The sequence below is a fragment of the Micromonospora sp. NBRC 101691 genome, from assembly GCF_030269285.1.
GTDB classification, from domain to species: Bacteria; Actinomycetota; Actinomycetes; order Mycobacteriales; family Micromonosporaceae; genus Micromonospora; species Micromonospora echinospora.
In genome coordinates, this window is sequence record NZ_BSTB01000003.1 from 270,237 (window position 1) to 288,653 (window position 18,417).

16 protein-coding genes are annotated in these 18,417 nt (G+C 74.7%); 5 read left to right on the forward strand and 11 right to left on the reverse strand.

Translation table 11 applies throughout. The features are described from left to right. Positions 1–12 precede the first annotated feature (12 nt). The 6 genes from QSK20_RS07925 to QSK20_RS07945 all read right to left on the reverse strand — a co-directional run bounded on the left by QSK20_RS07925 (position 13) and on the right by QSK20_RS07945 (position 6,567). Positions 13–498 carry a phage tail protein gene (locus QSK20_RS07925; protein ID WP_285787918.1) on the reverse strand — a complete coding sequence of 162 codons (486 nt, stop codon included), beginning with the start codon at positions 496–498 and terminating at the stop codon, positions 13–15. A gap of 28 nt (positions 499–526) precedes the next feature. After that, positions 527–3,667 (reverse strand): eCIS core domain-containing protein, encoded by a 3,141-nt coding sequence (locus QSK20_RS07930; protein WP_285787919.1) that lies wholly within the window; start codon positions 3,665–3,667, stop codon positions 527–529. 252 nt (positions 3,668–3,919) lie between these two features. Continuing rightward, positions 3,920–4,150, reverse strand: a complete 231-nt coding sequence (locus QSK20_RS32095; protein WP_352232284.1) for a DUF6760 family protein — start codon at positions 4,148–4,150, stop codon at positions 3,920–3,922. Next, positions 4,087–4,503, reverse strand: a complete 417-nt coding sequence (locus QSK20_RS07935; RefSeq protein ID WP_285787920.1) for a hypothetical protein — start codon at positions 4,501–4,503, stop codon at positions 4,087–4,089. Before QSK20_RS07935 ends, QSK20_RS32095 begins: the two co-directional genes overlap by 64 nt. After that, positions 4,490–4,972 (reverse strand): phage tail protein, encoded by a 483-nt coding sequence (locus tag QSK20_RS07940; RefSeq protein WP_088980495.1) that lies wholly within the window; start codon positions 4,970–4,972, stop codon positions 4,490–4,492. Before QSK20_RS07940 ends, QSK20_RS07935 begins: the two co-directional genes overlap by 14 nt. A gap of 32 nt (positions 4,973–5,004) precedes the next feature. After that, positions 5,005–6,567, reverse strand: a complete 1,563-nt coding sequence (locus QSK20_RS07945) for a phage tail sheath family protein (protein WP_285787921.1) — start codon at positions 6,565–6,567, stop codon at positions 5,005–5,007. A gap of 178 nt (positions 6,568–6,745) precedes the next feature. Between QSK20_RS07945 and QSK20_RS07950 the strand changes: the two genes are divergently transcribed. The 5 genes from QSK20_RS07950 to QSK20_RS07970 all read left to right on the forward strand — a co-directional run bounded on the left by QSK20_RS07950 (position 6,746) and on the right by QSK20_RS07970 (position 10,540). Beyond that, complete coding sequence (locus tag QSK20_RS07950; RefSeq protein WP_285787922.1) at positions 6,746–7,357, forward strand: Pvc16 family protein; 612 nt, start codon at positions 6,746–6,748, stop codon at positions 7,355–7,357. A gap of 90 nt (positions 7,358–7,447) precedes the next feature. Beyond that, on the forward strand, positions 7,448–8,806 hold the full coding sequence (locus QSK20_RS07955; protein WP_285787923.1) for a COG1470 family protein: 1,359 nt from the start codon (positions 7,448–7,450) through the stop codon (positions 8,804–8,806). Continuing rightward, positions 8,803–9,477: a helix-turn-helix transcriptional regulator gene (locus QSK20_RS07960; protein WP_285787924.1), complete on the forward strand. Its 675-nt coding sequence runs from the start codon at positions 8,803–8,805 to the stop codon at positions 9,475–9,477. The genes QSK20_RS07955 and QSK20_RS07960 overlap by 4 nt, the downstream gene beginning before the upstream one ends. Before the next feature lie 33 nt (positions 9,478–9,510). After that, positions 9,511–9,903, forward strand: a complete 393-nt coding sequence (locus QSK20_RS07965; RefSeq protein WP_285787925.1) for a PAAR domain-containing protein — start codon at positions 9,511–9,513, stop codon at positions 9,901–9,903. Positions 9,904–10,165: 262 nt separating this feature from the next. After that, positions 10,166–10,540 carry a hypothetical protein gene (locus QSK20_RS07970; RefSeq protein WP_285787926.1) on the forward strand — a complete coding sequence of 125 codons (375 nt, stop codon included), beginning with the start codon at positions 10,166–10,168 and terminating at the stop codon, positions 10,538–10,540. Positions 10,541–10,727: 187 nt separating this feature from the next. Here QSK20_RS07970 and QSK20_RS07975 read toward each other — a convergent pair whose 3' ends face one another. From QSK20_RS07975 to QSK20_RS07995, 5 genes are all read right to left on the reverse strand, one after another. Then, positions 10,728–12,503: a vWA domain-containing protein gene (locus tag QSK20_RS07975; protein WP_285787927.1), complete on the reverse strand. Its 1,776-nt coding sequence runs from the start codon at positions 12,501–12,503 to the stop codon at positions 10,728–10,730. 131 nt (positions 12,504–12,634) lie between these two features. Beyond that, positions 12,635–13,840, reverse strand: a complete 1,206-nt coding sequence (locus QSK20_RS07980) for a hypothetical protein (protein WP_285787928.1) — start codon at positions 13,838–13,840, stop codon at positions 12,635–12,637. 160 nt (positions 13,841–14,000) lie between these two features. Then, positions 14,001–16,157, reverse strand: coding sequence for a sigma-70 family RNA polymerase sigma factor (locus QSK20_RS07985; protein WP_285787929.1), 2,157 nt, complete (start codon positions 16,155–16,157; stop codon positions 14,001–14,003). 144 nt (positions 16,158–16,301) lie between these two features. Then, complete coding sequence (locus tag QSK20_RS07990; RefSeq protein ID WP_285787930.1) at positions 16,302–17,249, reverse strand: hypothetical protein; 948 nt, start codon at positions 17,247–17,249, stop codon at positions 16,302–16,304. Then, positions 17,246–18,403, reverse strand: coding sequence for a WxL protein peptidoglycan domain-containing protein (locus tag QSK20_RS07995; protein ID WP_285787931.1), 1,158 nt, complete (start codon positions 18,401–18,403; stop codon positions 17,246–17,248). Before QSK20_RS07995 ends, QSK20_RS07990 begins: the two co-directional genes overlap by 4 nt. Positions 18,404–18,417 lie beyond the last annotated feature (14 nt).

Genomic DNA, 18,417 nt, shown 5'->3' on the forward strand with positions numbered 1-18,417 from the left:
GAGGGGTGCGGGTCAGAGGGAGAAGGCGACGTCGTCGTCGAGGAAGCCGGTGTGGGCCAGTTCGAGCGTCTCGACGGCCACCCCGGACCGGCTCGGGTCCAGTTCGGACACCGACCAGCCGACCGGGAAGAAGTGCTTCAACTCCCAGCCGACGATCTTGAGGCCGAGGCTGTCGACGAGCTGGATGCTGCCGCTGAGCGGCCGGTACCGCTTGGCCTGCTGGCAGAGCCACTCCTGCACCACCTGGGAGTCGAAGCAGACCGCCCGGCTGAGCCGGATCCGGCTGTAGGTCGGGGTCCCCACGTAGGTGAAGACGTCGTTGCTGTCCCCCGCCCGGTACTCGCAGACCTGCCAGGTCACCCCGAGCCCGGAGACCCGGGACCAGGAGCCGAGGTTGTAGCGCTCGTCGTCGATGACCACCAGGTAGCGGTGGTTGACCCCGGTGACCTCGAAGAAGCCGCCCAGGAACCGGGCTCCGGTGGAGAGACCACCCGCCATCGTCGCGTCCTCCTCGTCGTCGTCGGGTTCACGGGAACCGGGTCAGTCGACCGCTGCGTTCCCGGTCGACCAGCAGCTCCTGGCGGAGCCGGCCGCGCAGTCGCCCGTAGAGGCGGCCGGCCAGTTCCTCCAGGTCGTCCGGGTTGTCCAGGTCCACCGCCCGGGCCGGGAACCGGTCGGGCCGCAGGCCGGCGGCGTCCCGGTCGAGCCGGGCCGTCAGCTCCTTCTCCCGGCCGGTCACGGCCCGTAGCTCGCCACGGAGCTGCTCCACCGCGGCGCTCACCTCGGCGAGCCGACCGCTGCTCCGGTCGAGCGCGGGTGGACTGGTCGCGGCGGCCACCTCGGCGCGCAGCGCGGCCAGGGCGGCAGCGCCGTCCGGGGTCGGTTCGGGCCCCTCGCCCGGCACCGCGTCCTCCTGCCGGGCCATCTCGGCCCGCACCAGGTCACGCAGGTCGGCCAGGGCGTCGGCGGAACCGCCGACCGGGGCCCGTTGGAGCGGCCCGCTGCCGGGCGACCCACCCGGGTCGGCCCGCCAGGTCAGTCCACCCCCGGCGGTGGTGCCCCAGGTGCCGACCGGCCCGGCCACGCCGACGGAGACCGGACTGCCGGACACCGGGCTGCCGGCAGCGCCGCCCGGCGTGAACGCGCCGGGCGGTCCGGCGGAGGGCGCGGGGCCGACCAGCGGCAGCGGCGGCACCGCCGCACCGACACCGGCCGGTGCCGCACCGTCGCCGAAGGCGTACTCGGCCGCCAGGGCCCGCGCCTCCAGATCCCGTCCCGCCCCGGTCGACTCGGCCGGAGGCGTGGCCCCGAGCACCCGCTGCTGCACGACGTGGGCCAGCTCGTGGGCGAGCAGGGCCCGGACCGGCGGCGCGTCGAGCGGGCCGGCCTCCGCCGGCAGCAGGACCTCGCCGCCCCGGGTCGCGGCCCGCGCCCCGGCCTGCCGTACCAGGGCGGTGGCCGCCGGCCCCCGGCGCACCGGCACGTCCGAGACGTCCACGCCGTACCGCTGGCGGAAGCCGTCCACCAGGCTGGCGGGCACCGGGGTCAGCGGCTCGACGCCGAGCGGCGTGACCGGGGCGGGCGGCGTCGACACCACCGGCGGCACCCGTGCCGGCAGGTCGGGCAGGACCGCCCGGTGCCGCAACGGCACCGCCGGGCGGTCCGACCGACCGGTCGGAGCCGCGCCCGCGCCGGGCCCGCCCACCGGTACGTCGGACGACGCGGGCCGGACCGGAACGGAATACGGCGACGTGCCGCCCCCCGACCAGGGGTCGGGGAAACCGTCGGAGCCCGACGGTCGTGGCACGGGGACGCCCTGGCCGTCCGTGGCCGGTGCCGGTTCGGCAACGGAGGCCGGCACCGGCCACGGGTCCGCGACCACCGGTGTACCGGTGGTGGGCCCGGCCGGGGGTGCCGGACGCCGCGCGGGCGGGGTGGGTTCGTCGGTCGGTCCCGTCCCCGATCCGGCCGGTTCCGGGAACCCGGGGGCGGGCGGCTCGACGGCCAGGGGCACCGCCGGGGCGACGGGCCGGGGACGGGACCACGGTTCGGTGGGTGCCGCCTGCATCAGGCCACCGGTCGGCGGACCAGGGAACCACGGCGGCGCGTCAACCGGCATGACCGACGGGGATGCGGAGGGGTCGTCGGACGGCCCCGCCGTGCCGCTGTCCGTCGTCGCCGCCGGATACGGCGCGTCCGGCCGACCGGACCGGATCGTCGGATGCGGCCCGTCGGGCCGGACAGGCCAGGCCGCCTCGCGGAACACGTCCGGCTGGACGGGCACCGCCTCGCCGAACACATCCGGCTGAACCGGCGGCACCGCCGGACTGGGCACATCGGACCGGGCGGACGGAACCGCCGGTTGTCCGGCGTCGGGCCGGACGGACGAGGTCGCCGGACGCCCGGCGTCGGGCCGGAGGGGCAGCGCGCGGGAGACGGCTGACCCGGGGGCAGTGGCGTCGGGCAGGCCGGACGACACCGGCCGGGACGGCGGTGGGGTGTCCGCCCGCCGGGTCAGGAACCGGGCCGGCGACAACGCCGCCGACCGGTCGCCGCCAGCCGGCCGCCCGGGTACCGCCTCGGGTCCGGTCGGACCGGCACCGGACCGGGGCGTACCCGGTCGACCGGGAGCCGCCGGAAGCTCGGACGGACCGGTGGTCGGGTGGGGCGGTGTCGGCTGCCGCCCGACGCCGACGACCTCGTCCGGGACGGCACCACGGGAACGTCCGCCGGGGCCTCCACCGGCCGGGACGGCATCACCGGGACGTCCGCCGGCCGGGACAGCATCGTCGGGGCGACCGGCCGGGCCGGCGCCGCCGGGTGGTCCGCCGGCCGGCACGTCCGGCTGGGCGACGCCGGCACCACCCGCCGGTGGCCCGGCCGGGGCCGGGACGACCGGCGCGTTCCCGGCCGTCGGGGTCGGTCGGGACGCGGCGGCGCGGGCGGATCGGGACCGGGACACCACCTCGATCGGACGCGGCGTGGGGCCGCCCGGCAGGCCCGACGGTTCGTCGGGAAGGGTGCCGGCCGCCGGCACCCGGTCGGTGGGGCGCGGCGGCGGGTTCTCCCGCCGAGCGGCGGCACCGGGTACGGGTCCACCCGCCGCGCGGGCCGCCTCCGCCGCCCGGGTGACCTCGGCCGCGCGGTAGACGTCCTCGAAGCCGGGCGGGGGCCAGACGTCGACGGTGGGCAGGCCGGCGGCGGCGAACTGGGCAGCCGCACGGGCCGCCTCGCCGGGGTCGCCGGCCGGGGTCGCCTCCTCGGTCGGCCCGACGGAGGGCGTCGCCCCGAGCGGGCCGGCGTCTCCGACGGTGCGCTCCGGCATACGGGGCGGACCGACGGCCTCCCCGTCGGCCACGGTCAGCGGGGTCCGGACGGAGGCCGGGGCGACCACCACCGGCAGGGTGCGGGACGCACCCGCCGCATCGGGGGCGCTGGTGACCGGCGACGCTGCGGGGGCGCTGGTGACCGGCGACGCGACCCGGACGGTCGGTCGGCGGTCCGCGCCAGCGGGGTCGGCCGGGTGCGCGCCGGGGTGGCCGGTGACCGGGCGGGCGGCGGCGAGTCCGGTGACCTGGCCCCGGGGTGCCGTTCCGGGGTCGGGTGCGGCCGACGCCGCCAGCAGCGGTTCGCTCGCCGCCACCCGGGGCGCGGCGACGGTGACCATCGCCGGCCCCGACGTCACGGTCAGCGGGAGGGCCGCCAGCCGGGTCCAGTCGCGACGCGCGGGTGCCGACCCGACGGTCCCGTAGACCAGCCCGGCCTCCTCCCCCGGCCCGGCCGGGCCAACGACGGCCGATCCGGCAGCGGGCGATGCATCGTCGGGCGGCCCAGCGGCGGGCGATCCGGCCGGCACGTCGTGGCGTGACCGGAACGGTCGGCGGAGCCGGAACGGCCAGGCCATGACGCACCTCCTCGGTCAGGTCGGGAACGGGTGTCGTGGTACGGCGGGACGGTCGAACTTGCGGATCTCGGCGAGCAACCGCACCCGGTCGGGATGTTCGAGGTCGAGGATGCTGTCGAGGGACCAGTGGAGGTGGTGGGCGACGTACGCGACTTCCTCCCAGAGCTGATCTGTCGCGTACGTCAGGATCCCCCCGGCGCGGCCCCCGCCACGTCCACCGCGAACTCGCCCCCGCAGTGCGGGCAGGCGACCTCGGCCTCGGTGTGGCCCTGCTGGTTGATCCGCCGGTACAGGTCCTGAAGGAAGGCCAGGTCGGAGGCGAAGAGCCGTTCGACGACCGTGGTGTCCACCGCCCGTACCGCGCCGATCCGGGTCACCGTCTGGGCCAGCAGCAGCACGGTGAGGAACGCCGGGTTCTGCCGTACCCGGGGATCGCCCTGGGGGTTGATCTCGTCGCGGGCGGTGGCCAGCCGCATCACGCCCTCCCGGTGCACCCCGCCCCGGTCGTCGACCAGGCCACGGGGCAGCACGAACGGGTACTCGGTGCGCAGGCCCGCCGCCGGTCCGACGGCGGGCTCGGCGAGGTCAGATCCGCGCATTGAAGTCGAACAGGTCGTCGCACATCAGCGTGACCGTCTGGTAGACGATGTCGGTGGAGCCGGCCTTGACGCCGCTGACCTCCACCTTCGCCGGCCAGGCGTTGGTCATGATGTACGTCAGCCGGGCGTCGCCGTTGAGGTCGTCACCGGGGCCGTAGAGCTTCAGCGCGCAGTCCCGGTACGCGTCGTACATCAGGTTGCGCACCTTCTGGTGCCAGAGCCAGAGGTCGCCGTTGAGGTCGAGTCCCCGCTTGAGGGTGACCGTCGGCGGCTTGGTCCGCCCGAAGTGCCGGGAGAAGATCGGTCCGGTGGGACCGGCGGCCATGTACTCCGCGTTCTCCACCTCGCTGCTGATGCCGACCAGCTCGGCGAAGTTGATCGCCGTCATGCCCGGCACCTCCAGCCGGAAGACGGCGGCGCTGATGATCTCGGTGTTCTGGCGGGGGTCCTGGGTACCCTGACCTGCCATGGTCGTCCTTCCTGGTTACGTCGGAGGGCGGATCAGTCGTCGCCCGCGCCGTGCGAGAGCTGGGAGAGGCGGAACACCACGAACTCGGCCGGCTTGACCGGTGCGATGCCGATGTCGACGGTGAGGATCCCGGCGTCGAGGTTCTCCGGCGGGTTGTTCTCCGCGTCGCACTTGACGAAGAACGCCTCGGACCAGGTGTCGCCCATCAGGGCGCCGCTGCGCCACACCCGACGGAGGAACATCGTGATGACCCGGCGCACCGCGTCCCAGAGCCGGGGGTCGTTGGGCTCGAAGACCACCCAGTTGGTGCCGAGCAGGATGGACTTCTCGATCCAGTTGAACAGCCGCCGGACGTTGAGGTAGCGCCACTCGGCGTCGCTGGAGAGCGTCCGGGCTCCCCAGATCCGGATGCCCTGGCCGGGGAACGCCCGGATGCAGTTCACCCCGATCGGGTTGAGCTGGTCGTGTTCGCCCTTCGTCAGACCGCTCTCCAGGGCCAGCGCACCCCGGATGATCTCGTTGGCCGGAGCCTTGTGCACGCCCCGGGTGTCGTCGTTGCGGGCCCACACCCCGGCGACGTGGCCGCTCGGCGGCATGAACACCGCCCGCCCCTGCGCCGGGTCCATCACCTTGACCCAGGGCCAGTAGAGGGTGGCGTACTTCGAGTCGTAGCCGGCGACGTCCTGCCGCCACTCCTTGAGCCGCTGCGGGTGCAGCCCGGGCGGCGGGTCGAGGATGGCCACCCGGTCGCCCATCAGCTCGCAGTGCGCGATCATCGCGAGCTGGACGGCCTTGAACGCCTCGTCGTCGATCGCGCCCCGCTGGTAGGCGGCGGCCAGGTCGGGCACGCTGAGCATGGTGACGTCCTCGATCGCCTCCAGCCCGGCGAAGCCGGTCCGGTCACTGACGTCCCCGACGTAGTCCTCGGCGCGCACCCGCAGGTCGCCGTCCACGCCGGTGGTGGCCGGCAGCCCGGCGGTGGCGAGGGCGACCTCGGCGCCCCGTCGGGGCGGGGCCAGCGTCGCGCCCTTGACCTCCTCGATCTGGATCAGCTTCGACTGCTGCTTGACCGCGGTGACCACGTTCCCGGAACCCCGGCGGGTGGTCAGGTTGTCCAGCGTCTCGACCGGCTTGCCGGCCTGCTTCACGACCAGCTTGAAGGTGTCGTCGCCCCCGTCGGAGGCGTCGGTGACCTCGACCGAGAGGTCCTGCCCGGCCGGACCGGGCAGGGCGGCGCGGACGGTGAAGGAGAGCTTCCCGTTGTCCCCACCGGCCGGAACCGCCGCGGTGGCGTACGCCCCGTCGCCGCCCGCCGGCCCGGCGTCACCGCCGCCGGGCCCCACCCGGACGACGTACGCGGACCCGCCGCCGTTGAGGAAGTACCCGTAGACCGACAGGGGCAGGAACGCGCCGGCCACGAACCCGCCGAAGACACGGGTGTACTGCGACCAGTTGGTGACCAGGGTGGGCTCGTTGACCGGCCCCTTCTCGGCGAAGCCGACGAACGCGGCGACGGCGGTCCCGACCGCCTCGATCGGCCTCGACCCGGAGGACACCTCCTCCACGTAGACGCCCGGCGACAGATACGTCGGCATCGAACCTCCTGTACGACGGTGTGTTGCGGCGAGCATGCCAACGGCGCGCGGTCGGATCCGTTGCCCGCCGGACCGCCACGGAGGCAGGTAGTACTGCCCCGAAGGGCACCGGATCCGCCCCACCGGCCTGCCCGCCGGCCGGGCGCGGGCCCGCCCCGGCGACCGGCAGGGTGACCGGGTGATCTGGGATGTCGACCTGTCGGTCCGGGCCTGGCTGGGCAGCTACCTGCCGGCGGGCGTACCCGTGGTCTTCGACCCGCCGGACCGCTGCGCGCAGCTGGACGGCGAGCGGGTCTCGGCCTTCCTGCTGGACGTCGAGGAGGACTCCAGCGGGGTCTCCGCCAGCTGGGACGACCTGCGGGACGCCACCGGCCAGGTGACCGCACGCCGCCCGCCGGGACGGCGCTACCGCTTCAGCTACCTGCTGACCGCCTGGGGACCGGACACCGAGCGGGAACACCGCCTCCTCGGCGACCTGCTGGTCGGCTGCGCGTCGTGCACGGCCCTGCCCGCCCGCTTCCTCGCCGGGTCCCTGGCGCGGGCGAACCAGCCGGTGGTGGTGCGCAGTGCGCCCCGCCGTGAAGGGGACACCGGCTCGGCGTGGGTGGCACAGGGCGGGGCGGCCCGGACCGGCCTGCACCTGCAACTGCTCGTCCCGTTCGTACCGGAGGCGGTCACCGAGCTGGCGCCCGCGCCGCGCGAGGTGAGCGTCAACAGCGCCGGCCGGTCCGGCAGCGCCGCCGCCTCCCGCGCCACCCGTCGTCCGGGCCGGATCAGCGAACCCGGCTGAGCGGCTGCCCGTTGAGGTAGTGGGAGCTGCCCGTTGGTGTTCCTCGATCGCGGTACTGCCGGCCCCCGCCGCCCGGCGAGACTGCGCGGCATGAGCGTCGCAGTGGGACTTGCCGAGACCGAGCTGACCGTCGCGCCCGGCGGTGAGGTCAGCTGCACCGTGCGGGTGCGCAACACCGCCTCCGTCGTCGACCAGTTCACCCTGGACGTGGTCGGCGACGCCGGGGACTGGGCCGAGGTCGAGCCACCGACGATGAACCTGCTGCCCGGCACCGAGGAGGAGGCCCGGGTCACCTTCCGGCCGCCCCGCTCGGCCGCCGTCCCGGCCGGCGACGTCGACTTCGGGGTACGGGTCCGGGGGCGGGAGGACCCGGACGGCTCGGTGGTCGAGGAGGGCCGGGTCACCGTCCAGCCCTTCGTGGAGCTCGCCGCCGAGCTGGTGCCCCGGACCTCCCACGCCCGCCGGGCCGGCGCCCACCAGCTGGTCGTCGACAACACCGGCAACACCGAGACCACGGTCGAGGTGCTGCCCACCGATCCGGACCTGCTGCTGGACTTCCGGGTCCGGCCGGCCGCGCCCGTGCTGCGTCCGGGCACCGCCACCTTCGTGAAGCTGCGGGTACGCCCGAAGAAGCGGTTCCTGCTCGGCCCGGACCGCAACCTGCCGTTCCAGGTGGCCGTCACCCGTCCCGACACCGAGCCGATCACCTCCGACGGAATGCTGGTGCAACGGGCGCTGCTGCCCGCCTGGTCGCCCCGGGTGGCGCTGGTCGCCGTCGCGGTGACGGTGGCCCTGGTCGCGCTCTGGTTCGCGGTGCTGAAGCCCACCGTGCAGTCCACCGCGAAGGAAGCCGCCCAGGTGGAGACCCAGCAGCTCAACCAGGAGCTGACCGAGGAGGTCGCCGAGGTCAAGACGCAGGCCAGTGAGGCGGCGCAGACCGCCGAGAAGGCCGAGCAGGCGGTGACCGGGGGCGCCGCCTCACCGAAGCCGAGCGCACCGGCGAGCCCGACGGACGGCACCGGTGACGGCCGGGGCGGTCCGGGCGGGACGCTGGAGAACGCCGATCCGGAGACCGCCGCCGACTTCCGGGTGGCCACCAGCGCCTCCCCGACCTCGAACGAGTTCGCCCTGTCGACGTACCGGCCGGCGGCGAAGAAGGTGCTCTGGGTAACCGACATCGTCCTCCAGAACCCGCACGGCGACGCGGGTGTGCTCCAGGTGCGGCGGGGTGACACCGTGCTGCTGGAGACCGGTCTGAACAACTTCCGTGACCTGGACTACCACTTCGTGCAGCCGTTGAAGTTCTCCGCCGACCAGCCGGTCACGGTGGCCGTGAAGTGCACCAACCCGGGCAGCACGCCGTGCACCCCGGCGGCGTACTTCGCCGGTCAGCTCGTGCCGGTCGCGCCGGCCGCCAGTCCGTCCACCAGCCCCGGCGCCGCCCGATGAACGGCCGGCCGGAGGCCGACGTCACCCCGGTCCGCACCGCGGTCCGCGCCCGCGACCCGATCTCCCAGGCCGGGGTGGTCGCCCAGCTCGGCGCCGACCCCGGCGACGGGGACCCCGCCGGGGTCCGCCCCGTGGTGGTGACCGGGTACGACGCCACGGCGGACGTGCTGGTGATCGTCGGGGACACCGTGGACGAGTGGCTGCTGGCCCAGCTCGACGCGCTGGCCGCCACACCCGGCGGGACGCCCCGGCCGGTGCTGGTGGTGGGGCAGCTCGACGACACGGCCGGGCTCCAGGCCATCGAGGCGGGCGGGCTGAGCATGGTCCGGCGCGCGGAGAGCACCGCGCCGCTGCTGCGCGAGGTGGTGCGGGCCGCCGCCCGGGGCGAGGCACGGCTCCCCACCGACCTGCTCAGCTCCCTGCTCACCCGGGTGGGACGCGCGCAGCGGCAGGTGCTGGCCCCCCGGGGCCTGACCATCCTGCCCCTGTCGCCACGGCAGCTCGCCGTGCTGCGCATGATCGCCGCCGGGGCGGACACCGCGACGATCGCCCGGGACCTGTCCTACTCGGAGCGCAGCATCAAGAACATCGTGCACGAGATCACCGTCCAGCTCGGCGTGCGTAACCGGACCCAGGCGGTCGCGCACGCCATCCGCGAGGGCCTGATCTGAACCGCCGACCGGCCTACGAAAGGAGCGCCAGTCGTGGGCGTACCCGCCGCGAAGCTCGGTGACAAGGTGGTCGGCACCGACACGCACATCATCATGGTCCCGTCCCCGGGCGGGCCGGTGCCGACCCCGACCCCGATGCCCTTCGCCGGCACGATCACCACCGGGTGCAGCACCGACGTGCTGATCGAGGGGAAGCCGGCCGCCGTGGTGGGCAGCGGGGCGCAGAACGCGCCACCGCACGTGCCCACCGGCGGGCCGTTCCAGGTGCCGCCGACCAACCAGGGCACCGTCCTCGCCGGCAGTCCAACGGTGCTGGTCAACGGCAAGCCGGCCGCCCGGCACGGCGACAAGGTCAACACCTGCAACGACCCCACGCCCCTGCCGAACGGCACCATCGTCGCCACCGGCCAGGTCCTCGTCGGCTGAGAACCAGCCATTCGGTCGGACCGCGTCTCGCCCGGCCTGTCGAGAGTCCTCCGGCTCGGTCCCGCGCTCCGCGGCGGTATGTCCCCGGCCACGCGGGTCCGCACCCGGCCCGGTGGTGTTGGGGCCCGTCACCGACCTGTTCGACTGGGAACAGACAGCGCTCCTGTGCCACCCGTCGTCGATCCGACCGAACGTGGGCCGCCCCCGTGCTCTACTTCCCGGGAAACAGAGGATCTGATTCCGCCCGCGCTGGAGGAGCCACGTGCAGGACGCCAGCGAGCGTGACACCGCCGGCCGGGACCGGGTGACGATGCCCAGGAGCCGGTCGGCCGCGACCCGCGTTTTCGCGTACCTGGTCATGATCGGCTGGCACGTCCTGGTGGTCATCGTCTACTTCGTCCTCCTCGAACGGCAGCCTCGCACGAGGGTGAACTATGGCCCCTCACGGCAGGAGGACATGGGGTTACTCGGGATCCCCGGCGCACTGGTGCTTGTCGGCACCCTGCTGACTGGTGTGACCCTGCTCCAGGAGCTCCTGGCGGAGAGCCGGATCAACTCGGCGATCGTGCTCGGCACCGCCGCCGCGCTGCCGACGCTCGTGTTCGCGGCAGTGGCCGTCGGCCCTTACCTACGCTGACGACCACCCCGTCCTCCTCCACGACACACCACGCCCCGATGCCCCTCCCGCACCACTCCCCCCGTCGATCAAGGAGTTCGGGCACTAACCAAACCCCTACAGAAGCCGCAGATCGTGCGCCACAACTTCATGATCGACGGGGTGGGCGTCGCGCCGCGCCCGGAGGCGGTCGGCGACCGGGGTGTCGTCAGCGGCGGCGGGTGAAGACGCCGGGCTGGGCCGTCGGGGACTGGACCAGGAACGCGCCGCTGGTCACCGTGCCGACCGTCGGCACCGACGCGACCGCCGTCCGGGGGCCGGCCGGGGCGTCGGCGAAGACCACCATCGGTACGGCGAACCGGCCAGCCGCGTCGGCGACCACGGTCACCGCGCCGGTGCCGGCGGCCCAGGTCACCGTCACCGGCTGACCCGGCGGGAAGTCCCGCCCGAGGCCGGTGACCACCTGGCCGGGCCGCCCCACACCCGGGTTGAACTGGAACGTCGGGTTACGGCCGGCGACCTGGACGGTGAGCGCCTGCGTCGCCTGCCCGCCGGTGTCGGTCGAGCTGGCCAGGGTGAGCACCGCCTGGGCGACCCCGACCGCCCGGGGCGTCCCGCCGACGTCCAGGGTGCAGGACGCGCCGACGGCGAGGACCTGGCCGCAGGTGTTCCCGGTGACGGTGAAGACGTCCGACCCGGGAGTCGACGCGACCGGCGACAGGGCCACGGCGGACGCGTCCGGCAACGTGCCCGTCCCGGACGGGGCCGGCGCGGCGAGCGTGGCGGCCACGCTGAGCGGGTAGTCGCCGGTGTTGCTGAGGGTCACCCGACGGGTGGGCGTGGGCACGCCGAGGGAGGCCTCGCCGAGGTCGAGCAGGGTCGTGTCGGAGTGCAGCACGGGCACGTCCGGGGCGGCCCCGGTGACCTGCACCACCAGCCGGTCCGGTCCCTCCTGGAGGATGCCGTCCACGGTGAACTCGACGCGGCAGTCGTACTCGCCGTTGCGGGCCTTCGGGTCGACCCGGACGGCGAGGGTGAAGTCCACCTCGCTGCCGCTGTCGACGGTCCGTTCCGCCGGCTCGACCGTGGCGCTCACCTGCGGGTCGCAGTCGGAGACCCGGGCGGCGACGGTGGCCTGGATGGCCCGGATGCCGGCGAGGATCGCGGTGGAGACGTCGCCGGCCGTGGCGGCGGTGAGCAGCACCCCGCCGGTCCGGGTGGTGATCTCGGTGAACTGCCCGTCCTGGTCGAGGCTGTGGTACGGGGAGGTGACGACGTCGACCGCCACCACCCGGATGCCCCGCGCGGTGAGCGCGGCGATCGTCCCGGCGAGGTCGTGGCCGAGGACCGGGTCGTGCGACGGGGCGTCCCCGAAGATCACCACGATCGGGCTGCTGTCGTCCCGGAAGCCGACCGCGCCGGTGGCGATGCGGGCCAGCGCGTGGAGGTTCGCCTCCGGGGTGTCGCCGCCCCCGGCGGCGGTCCACGTGTTCACCGCCTCCTGCACGGCGGCCGGGTCGGCGGTGAGGTCCCGGTTGACCTGGAAGGCGTACCCGTCGGTGGTGTCCCGGTACTCGGTGACCGCGAACCGGGCGTCCGGCTGCACGGCGCTGATGTCCCCGACGATCCGGCGGGCGTTGGCCTTCACGTCCGCCAGGGCCAGGCCCATGCTGCCGGTGGTGTCGGCGAGCAGCACCACGTCCGGGCGGGGCGGCACGGTGGTGGTGGTCACCGTACGGGTCAGCGTCGCCGCGCCGCCCGGGGTCAGCCCGATCGTCGTGCCGTCCGTCCCACCGCTTGGTGGGACGGGGGTGGTCGGTGGGACGGGGGCGTCGGCGACGCTGATCCGGAACTCCGCGCCGCCGCTGGCCGGTGCCGCCAGCAGCGCGGCGTACCCGGCCGGCGGGGCGGCGCTGGCCACCAGGAGCGCCACGACGGCCAGCGCCGACGCGGTCCGCAGCGGGCGGGAGGCGAATGTGGCCATGCCGGGCAGTAAAGTCCGTCCGGCCGGTGCCGCGCAGCGGGTGGCCGGACAGACCTTGGTGCAGTCCTCCCTGCCCCTCCGGGCAGCACCGACCGCGCCCTCGTCCCGCGTGACCCGGCCCGGCGACCGGGTCAGTCCAACACCTTCACCGTCATGCCGTCCGAGCACCGACGGACCACGGCCACCAGGCTGCCCTGGTGGCTCGCCCGGACCGGGGTGACGGTGAAGTGCGCCTTGCGGCCCTTGCCGTGCCGCACCACGTAGCTCTCCGCGTCGCCGCCGACCCACAGGTCGCCGAAGGTCTTCAGCACGTTGTAGATGGGGGTGTTCATGTCGTTCTCGTCGACGTAGAACATCACCAGGTCCTTGTACTGGACGTAGTGGGTGTACGCGCCGTCGGTGTCGAGGGTGGCGATGATCCCGGTGTTGTGCGCGTTCAGCGCCGAGTCGATGGTCACCTCCACGTGCACGGACGTGCCCATGACGTTGATCGTGATCCGCTCGTCCCGGTAGGCCTTGACCGGGCGGGCCGCCACCGCCTCGTCCATGTGCTCGACGAACTCGCCCAGGTCCACCCCCCAGCTACCCAGGTGCGCCTGCGCCTCGTCCCAGCTCATCTGCCCGGGCAGGAACGCGTTCGCCTCCGGGTTGATGGTGAAGGCGACGCCGAGCCGGAACGAGTGGGACAGCCAGGGATAGCGCTCCGCGGCGACCTCGGCCGGCTCGCTGAACTGCACCCCCCGCTTGTGGACGACGGTGACCCCGTCCTCCTCGTGTTCCGAGGACTCGTTCGACTCGTCCACCCGCTCCTTCCCCTTGCCCTGCTCCTCCTGCTCCAGCTCCGCCAGGTACGTCTTCGCCTCGTGGGCGAGGTGCACGCAGTCGTCGAGGAAGGCGTCCAGCAACCCGCCGTCGCGCAGCACCGAGACCGACGACTCCTGGAGTTCCTCCCGCCACAGCCGGAAGGTCTCCGGGTCGGCCGTCAGCGCGTCGGCCAGGGCCGTGAAGTCGACATCGTCGCGCACCTGGGTGGGCACGTTGCCGAACCGGACGGCGGTGCGCTCCAGCGCGGTGACCATCGCCCGCTCCTCCCACGGCCGGGCGATCTGCCGGTGGAAGGTCTCCAACGTCTCCGCGACGTTGTCGCCGTAGGCATTGGTGACCAGGAGGTACTCCACGGCCCGGATGTACTCCTGGGAGTCCGGGTACCGCTCGTCGATCCACCTGCCGAACATCCGCGTGCCGTAGTCACCGTCGAGGACGGTGGCGAACTCCACGGCGGCGAAGTACGCGGGGTCGGAGGCAGCGTCGTGCCAGTAGGTCTCTCGCCAGGTCATGACCGCTCTTCTCACTCGGCGACAGTCGACGCGCCCACCCTGGCGCACCGGTACCGACGCCGACACGCACGGCCGGCGGTCTTCGGGGCAGTCCGCACTGCCTCACCGGGCAACACCGCGCCGCGTCCCACCGCCTCACCGGGCAACACCGCGCCACGCCTCACCGCATGTCGGCACCGATGCCCTGGTCCCGGCGGTTGAGCAGGAACGTGCTCTGCGGCAGCGTCCCGTCGGCCGGTCGTGGCCCCTCGGCCAGGTCAGGGTCCCCGCTGCGCAGGGTCGTGGTGGTCCAGTCCGGCTGGTTCCACGAGTTGTCCTCGTCGTCGACCCGGTCCCCGAGCCAGGTCTCTCCGTCGTTCGCCAGGGCCAGGTTGTGCCGCAGCAGCGCCGCCGAGCCGACGAACGCGAACCCGGCCTTGCCGTTGCGGTACGCGGTGCTGCGGGTGACCCGCAGCGTCCCGTGGTTCCCGGACTCGGTGAACCCGTAGCCGGCGTTGTCCCAGGCGGCGCTCCGGGTGACCACGTGCCGCACCCTCGGGGCCGGGTCCCCGCCGCCGAGCTTGAAGCCGTTGCCGCCGCCCGCGTCGAAGCCGGGGGTGTCCCACCGGTCGACCCCGTTGCCGAACGCCCAGGACCGCTCGACCGTCACCGGGTCGGTGAACTCGCTGAGGTCCAGCCCGTCGGCCGAGTTGTGGTACATCCGGCAGCCGCGCACCAGGTTGCCGGTGCCCGAGCCGTACTTGAAGGCCAGTCCGTCCGCCGTGCCGCCGTCGTCGGTGGTGTCGTGGTTGCCGTGGAAGTCGCTCTCCAGCACCTGGTTGGCCACCGTCCCCGGGCCGCGCAGCAGCAGGCCGATCCCGCCGTTGTCGTGCACGGACAGCCGGGAGAACACGGTCTGGCGACAGGAGACGCAGACGTACGCGTGGCCGGGGGCGTTGGTGATCTCCACCCCGCGCACCGTCCAGTGACTCGCCCGCTGGGTGATCGCCCACTCGCCGGTGGGCACCCGACTCGCGTCGATCACCGCCCGCTCGCCCGGGTGGCTGCTGAGGGTGATGCGCTGCCCGGCGGTGCCGCTGGTGGTGATGACCACGGGTGCGGTCAGCCGGTGCGTGCCGCCACGCAGCACGATCGTCTGCCCCGGACGTACCACCGCGACGGCGTGGCCCAGCGTGGCGTACGGGCTCCCCGCGCTGCCGGTGCCGGAGTCCGAGCCGTCCGGTGCGACGTGGATGTCGGTCGCCCCGGGCGTGGGTGCGACGGTCGGGGCGGTGGTGGGCGGTGCCACACCGCCACCGGCCGGTACGGACGGCCGCACGGCCGCCGGGGGGCCGGCCGACACGGGTCCACCCGGATCCGGGTTCCGGAACACCACGTACCCGATGCCGCCGGCCGCGACCGCCGCGGCGGTCGCCCCCACCACGATCTTGTGGCTGAGGAAGCCCTGGATCACGGCCCAGAGCGACACGGCCCCCGGGACCGCCGGTACGCCCGCCACGAGGCCGGCGGCGACCGGGAAGGTCGCCACGCCGGGCAGCAGCCGTTCCGGGGCCAGCAACGCGGCCCGGTACGCCCCGCACCTCGGGCAGTCCCGGCCGTGCCGGCCCAACCGCTTCCGCCACAACGGGCCGGTCGTGCCGTCCCAGTCCCGGGTCAACGCATCCAGTTCCGGGCAGCGGGGCGTCACCCCGAGCGCATGGACGACGACCCGGGCGTCGTCGAGTCGCGTCCGCATCCGGCCCAGCCGTACCGCCGCGTGCTTCGGGCTGATCGACAGGGCGTCGGCCAGTTCGGCGCGGCTCAGCTCGCCGATCGCCTCCCGCCACCACCAGGCCAGCAGCCGCCGGTCGTCGTCGTCCAGCCACCGGGCGGCGTCGACCAGTTCCCGGCGCTGTTCGCTGAGGACCAGCTCCGCGACCGTCCGTTCCGCGAGGTCACCGCCCGGGTCCGGCAGGTCCGCGTCGGTCTCCTGCCGGCGGCTCCGGCTCCGCGCCTGGTCGCGGAGGTGCTGCTGCACCTGCCGGTACGCGATCGAGATCAGCCAGGAGCGGAAGCGGTCCGGGTCCCGCAGGTCGGGCAGGGCCCGGATCGCCCGGACCATGGTCTCCTGGACCAGGTCGTCGACGTCGGCGTGCCCGTTCAGCGCACGGCCGACGACCCCGTAGAGCACCGGCAGGTGCGCGGAGACCAGTTCGGTGAGCGCCGCCGCGTCACCCGCGCGTGCCGCGACGACCAGCGCGACCGTCTCCGGGTGGGGCGGCTCGGTCGGTTCCGGGGCGGCGGTCCAGGCCGGCGCGCCGACGTCACTGCCCGTCACGGCCGCGGTCCCTCCTCACTCACGTGCGACGCCCACGTGCGACGGTGGCCCGCAGGACCGGGCCGGACAACCGCTGCAAAGATAGACCATCGCCGCTGAGATGGTTGGGCTTCCCGCCGAACGAATCACCCCCGGTGCCGTGGCCTACCCGACGGACGGCCCTGTTCCCCCGGGGCGCTCCGCCGGCCGGGCCGGTCCGGTCCGGGGACGACGCCGGAGCAACTCCACCGCCAGCAGGACGACGACGGCGACACCGAGCAGCGCGGTCGGTCCCCACGGCCGGCTCTCGACGGAAGCCCGGAACGGGGCGGCCACCCCGGCGGTGACCACCCGGCCCTCGACCGTCCACGTGCCGAAGGCCAGGGCCGGCAGGGACACCGGGACGCGTACCGCCCGCTCCTCCCCCACCGCCAGGTCGGGCACCGCCGGGGGTGGGACGAAGCCGCTCGGGTCGTCGCCCCGCCCGACGGTCAGCGACATGGTGACGGAGGCGGGCGCGGTGCCGTCGTTGCGCAGCCGTACCACCAGGGTGTGTCGGGCCGGCCCGCCGAGCCGGCTCCACCAGCCCCGGTCACGTTCGACCGTCACGGCGGTGACCAGCGGCGGGTGGGTGGCCCGGTGGTCCGCCGTCGGGGCGGGTCGGGCGCCCGCGTCGCCGGTCAGGGCCAGCGGCGCGGCGGCGGTGAGCCGGCGGTCCAGCGTGGTCACCCGCACCTGGCAGGGACACCCGCCGGGCGGTACGGCGGTGGTCAACGCGGCCCCGCCGAGGCCGCTGCCGGCGAGGTGGGTCTGCACCGACGAGTCGACCGCGCACCCGGCCGGGCCGGTGCCGCACACCTCGATCACCACGGTGCCGGCCGGCCAGCCCGCGAGCCGGACGAGCACCCGGCCGCCCGGTCGTGCCTCGGCCCGGTCGAGCGTCACCGTCGGCGCCACCGGGGCAGAAGACGCCGCAACCACCGGGGTGGGGGCCGACGCAACCACCGGGACGGGTGGCGGTGCCGCGACCGGGGTCGGCAGCGCCCCGGCCGGGGTCGCCGCCACGGCCACGAGCGCTCCGGCGGCCAGGACGACTGTTCGGAGCGGCCTCATCCGGCCGGCGTGGTAACGGTGGCGGCAGGCGTGGGCCCGGGCTCGGCCGGCGCGGTCCTGGCGTCGGCTGCGCGGGCGCGTCGGCGGGTGCCGCGTACCCGCGTGACGATCAGCCACGCCGCCCCGGCCAGCAGCACCGCCACCCAGAACCAGGGCATCGCCCAGGTCGAGGCGGTACGGCTCAGCGTCGGCAGCGGACCGTCCACGGTGGCCGGGTCCACGGCGACCCGGACGCTCAGCCGGCCGGTCGGGACGATGCCGTTGATCTGCTCGGTCACCACGAAGGCGGCTCCGGGCAGCAGTTCGGGCACGGCGACCGGCTCGGTCCCGGCGAGCCGCCAGCCGAACGGGGCGGCGACGTGCACCTGCCCGCTGCCGGTGAGCCGGACGTTACCGGTGTTACGTAGCCGGTAGCTGACCACGACCGGACCGGTGCCGAACGGGTTGGCCGGGTTGTCGTACGCGATCTTGAGGGCCTCGACCTCCAGCGCGGGACGGACCGCACCGGCCACCCGGAGGTAGATCCGGGCGGCCACCCGGCGGTCGACCGTGACGGTCCGCCCGGCGGCGTCGGCCCGCGCCCCGGTGGCCGAGACGACGATGCCGCCGGCGTGGTCCCCGGGACTGGCGTTGGCCGGCACGGTCACCTGGAACGGCACGATCACGCGTTTCCCGGCGGGTATCCGGTAGGTCCGTTCGGCGAGGGTCACCCAGGAGCCGAGGTCGGTCGCCGGCCGGCTGGCGGGTTGCAGGGCGAAGCCACCGTCGCCGGTGGTGAACGCGCCGGCCCCGTAGACCGCGAAGGTCATCGGGGTACGGCTCAGGTTGGTGATCGCGACCCGGTCCTCGATCCGCCGGCCGGGTGCGGCGTCGTACACGAAGTAGGCGCGGCCGGTGGGGCCGGACGCGTTGGACGGCTGGACCGCCCAGGTGAAGCCGTCGGCGGCACCGGACGGGGCGGCCGGAGCCGGGGCGCTGGGAGCGGGGGCGGCAAGCCGGAGATCTGGCGTGGCGGGAGCCGGGGCGGCGTGCCGGAGGGCCGTCGCCCGCGACGGGGCGGCGACGGCGGCGGCCGGTCCACCGGCCAGCACGGTGACGATCGCGGCGAACGCCGCGACCACGGTCGTCAGGTGCGGGTGAGGGCACCTCGTCATCGTCGGTCGCACAA

Coding starts and splice junctions, on each gene's coding strand:
- QSK20_RS07925 (WP_285787918.1), bottom strand. CDS start 498: ATGGCGGGTGGTCTCTCCACCGGAGCCCGGTTCCTGGGCGGCTTCTTC.
- QSK20_RS07930 (WP_285787919.1), bottom strand. CDS start 3,667: ATGGTCACCGTCGCCGCGCCCCGGGTGGCGGCGAGCGAACCGCTGCTG.
- QSK20_RS07935 (WP_285787920.1), bottom strand. CDS start 4,503: ATGCGCGGATCTGACCTCGCCGAGCCCGCCGTCGGACCGGCGGCGGGC.
- QSK20_RS07940 (WP_088980495.1), bottom strand. CDS start 4,972: ATGGCAGGTCAGGGTACCCAGGACCCCCGCCAGAACACCGAGATCATC.
- QSK20_RS07945 (WP_285787921.1), bottom strand. CDS start 6,567: ATGCCGACGTATCTGTCGCCGGGCGTCTACGTGGAGGAGGTGTCCTCC.
- QSK20_RS07955 (WP_285787923.1), top strand. CDS start 7,448: ATGAGCGTCGCAGTGGGACTTGCCGAGACCGAGCTGACCGTCGCGCCC.
- QSK20_RS07960 (WP_285787924.1), top strand. CDS start 8,803: ATGAACGGCCGGCCGGAGGCCGACGTCACCCCGGTCCGCACCGCGGTC.
- QSK20_RS07975 (WP_285787927.1), bottom strand. CDS start 12,503: ATGGCCACATTCGCCTCCCGCCCGCTGCGGACCGCGTCGGCGCTGGCC.
- QSK20_RS07980 (WP_285787928.1), bottom strand. CDS start 13,840: ATGACCTGGCGAGAGACCTACTGGCACGACGCTGCCTCCGACCCCGCG.
- QSK20_RS07990 (WP_285787930.1), bottom strand. CDS start 17,249: ATGAGGCCGCTCCGAACAGTCGTCCTGGCCGCCGGAGCGCTCGTGGCC.
- QSK20_RS07995 (WP_285787931.1), bottom strand. CDS start 18,403: ATGACGAGGTGCCCTCACCCGCACCTGACGACCGTGGTCGCGGCGTTC.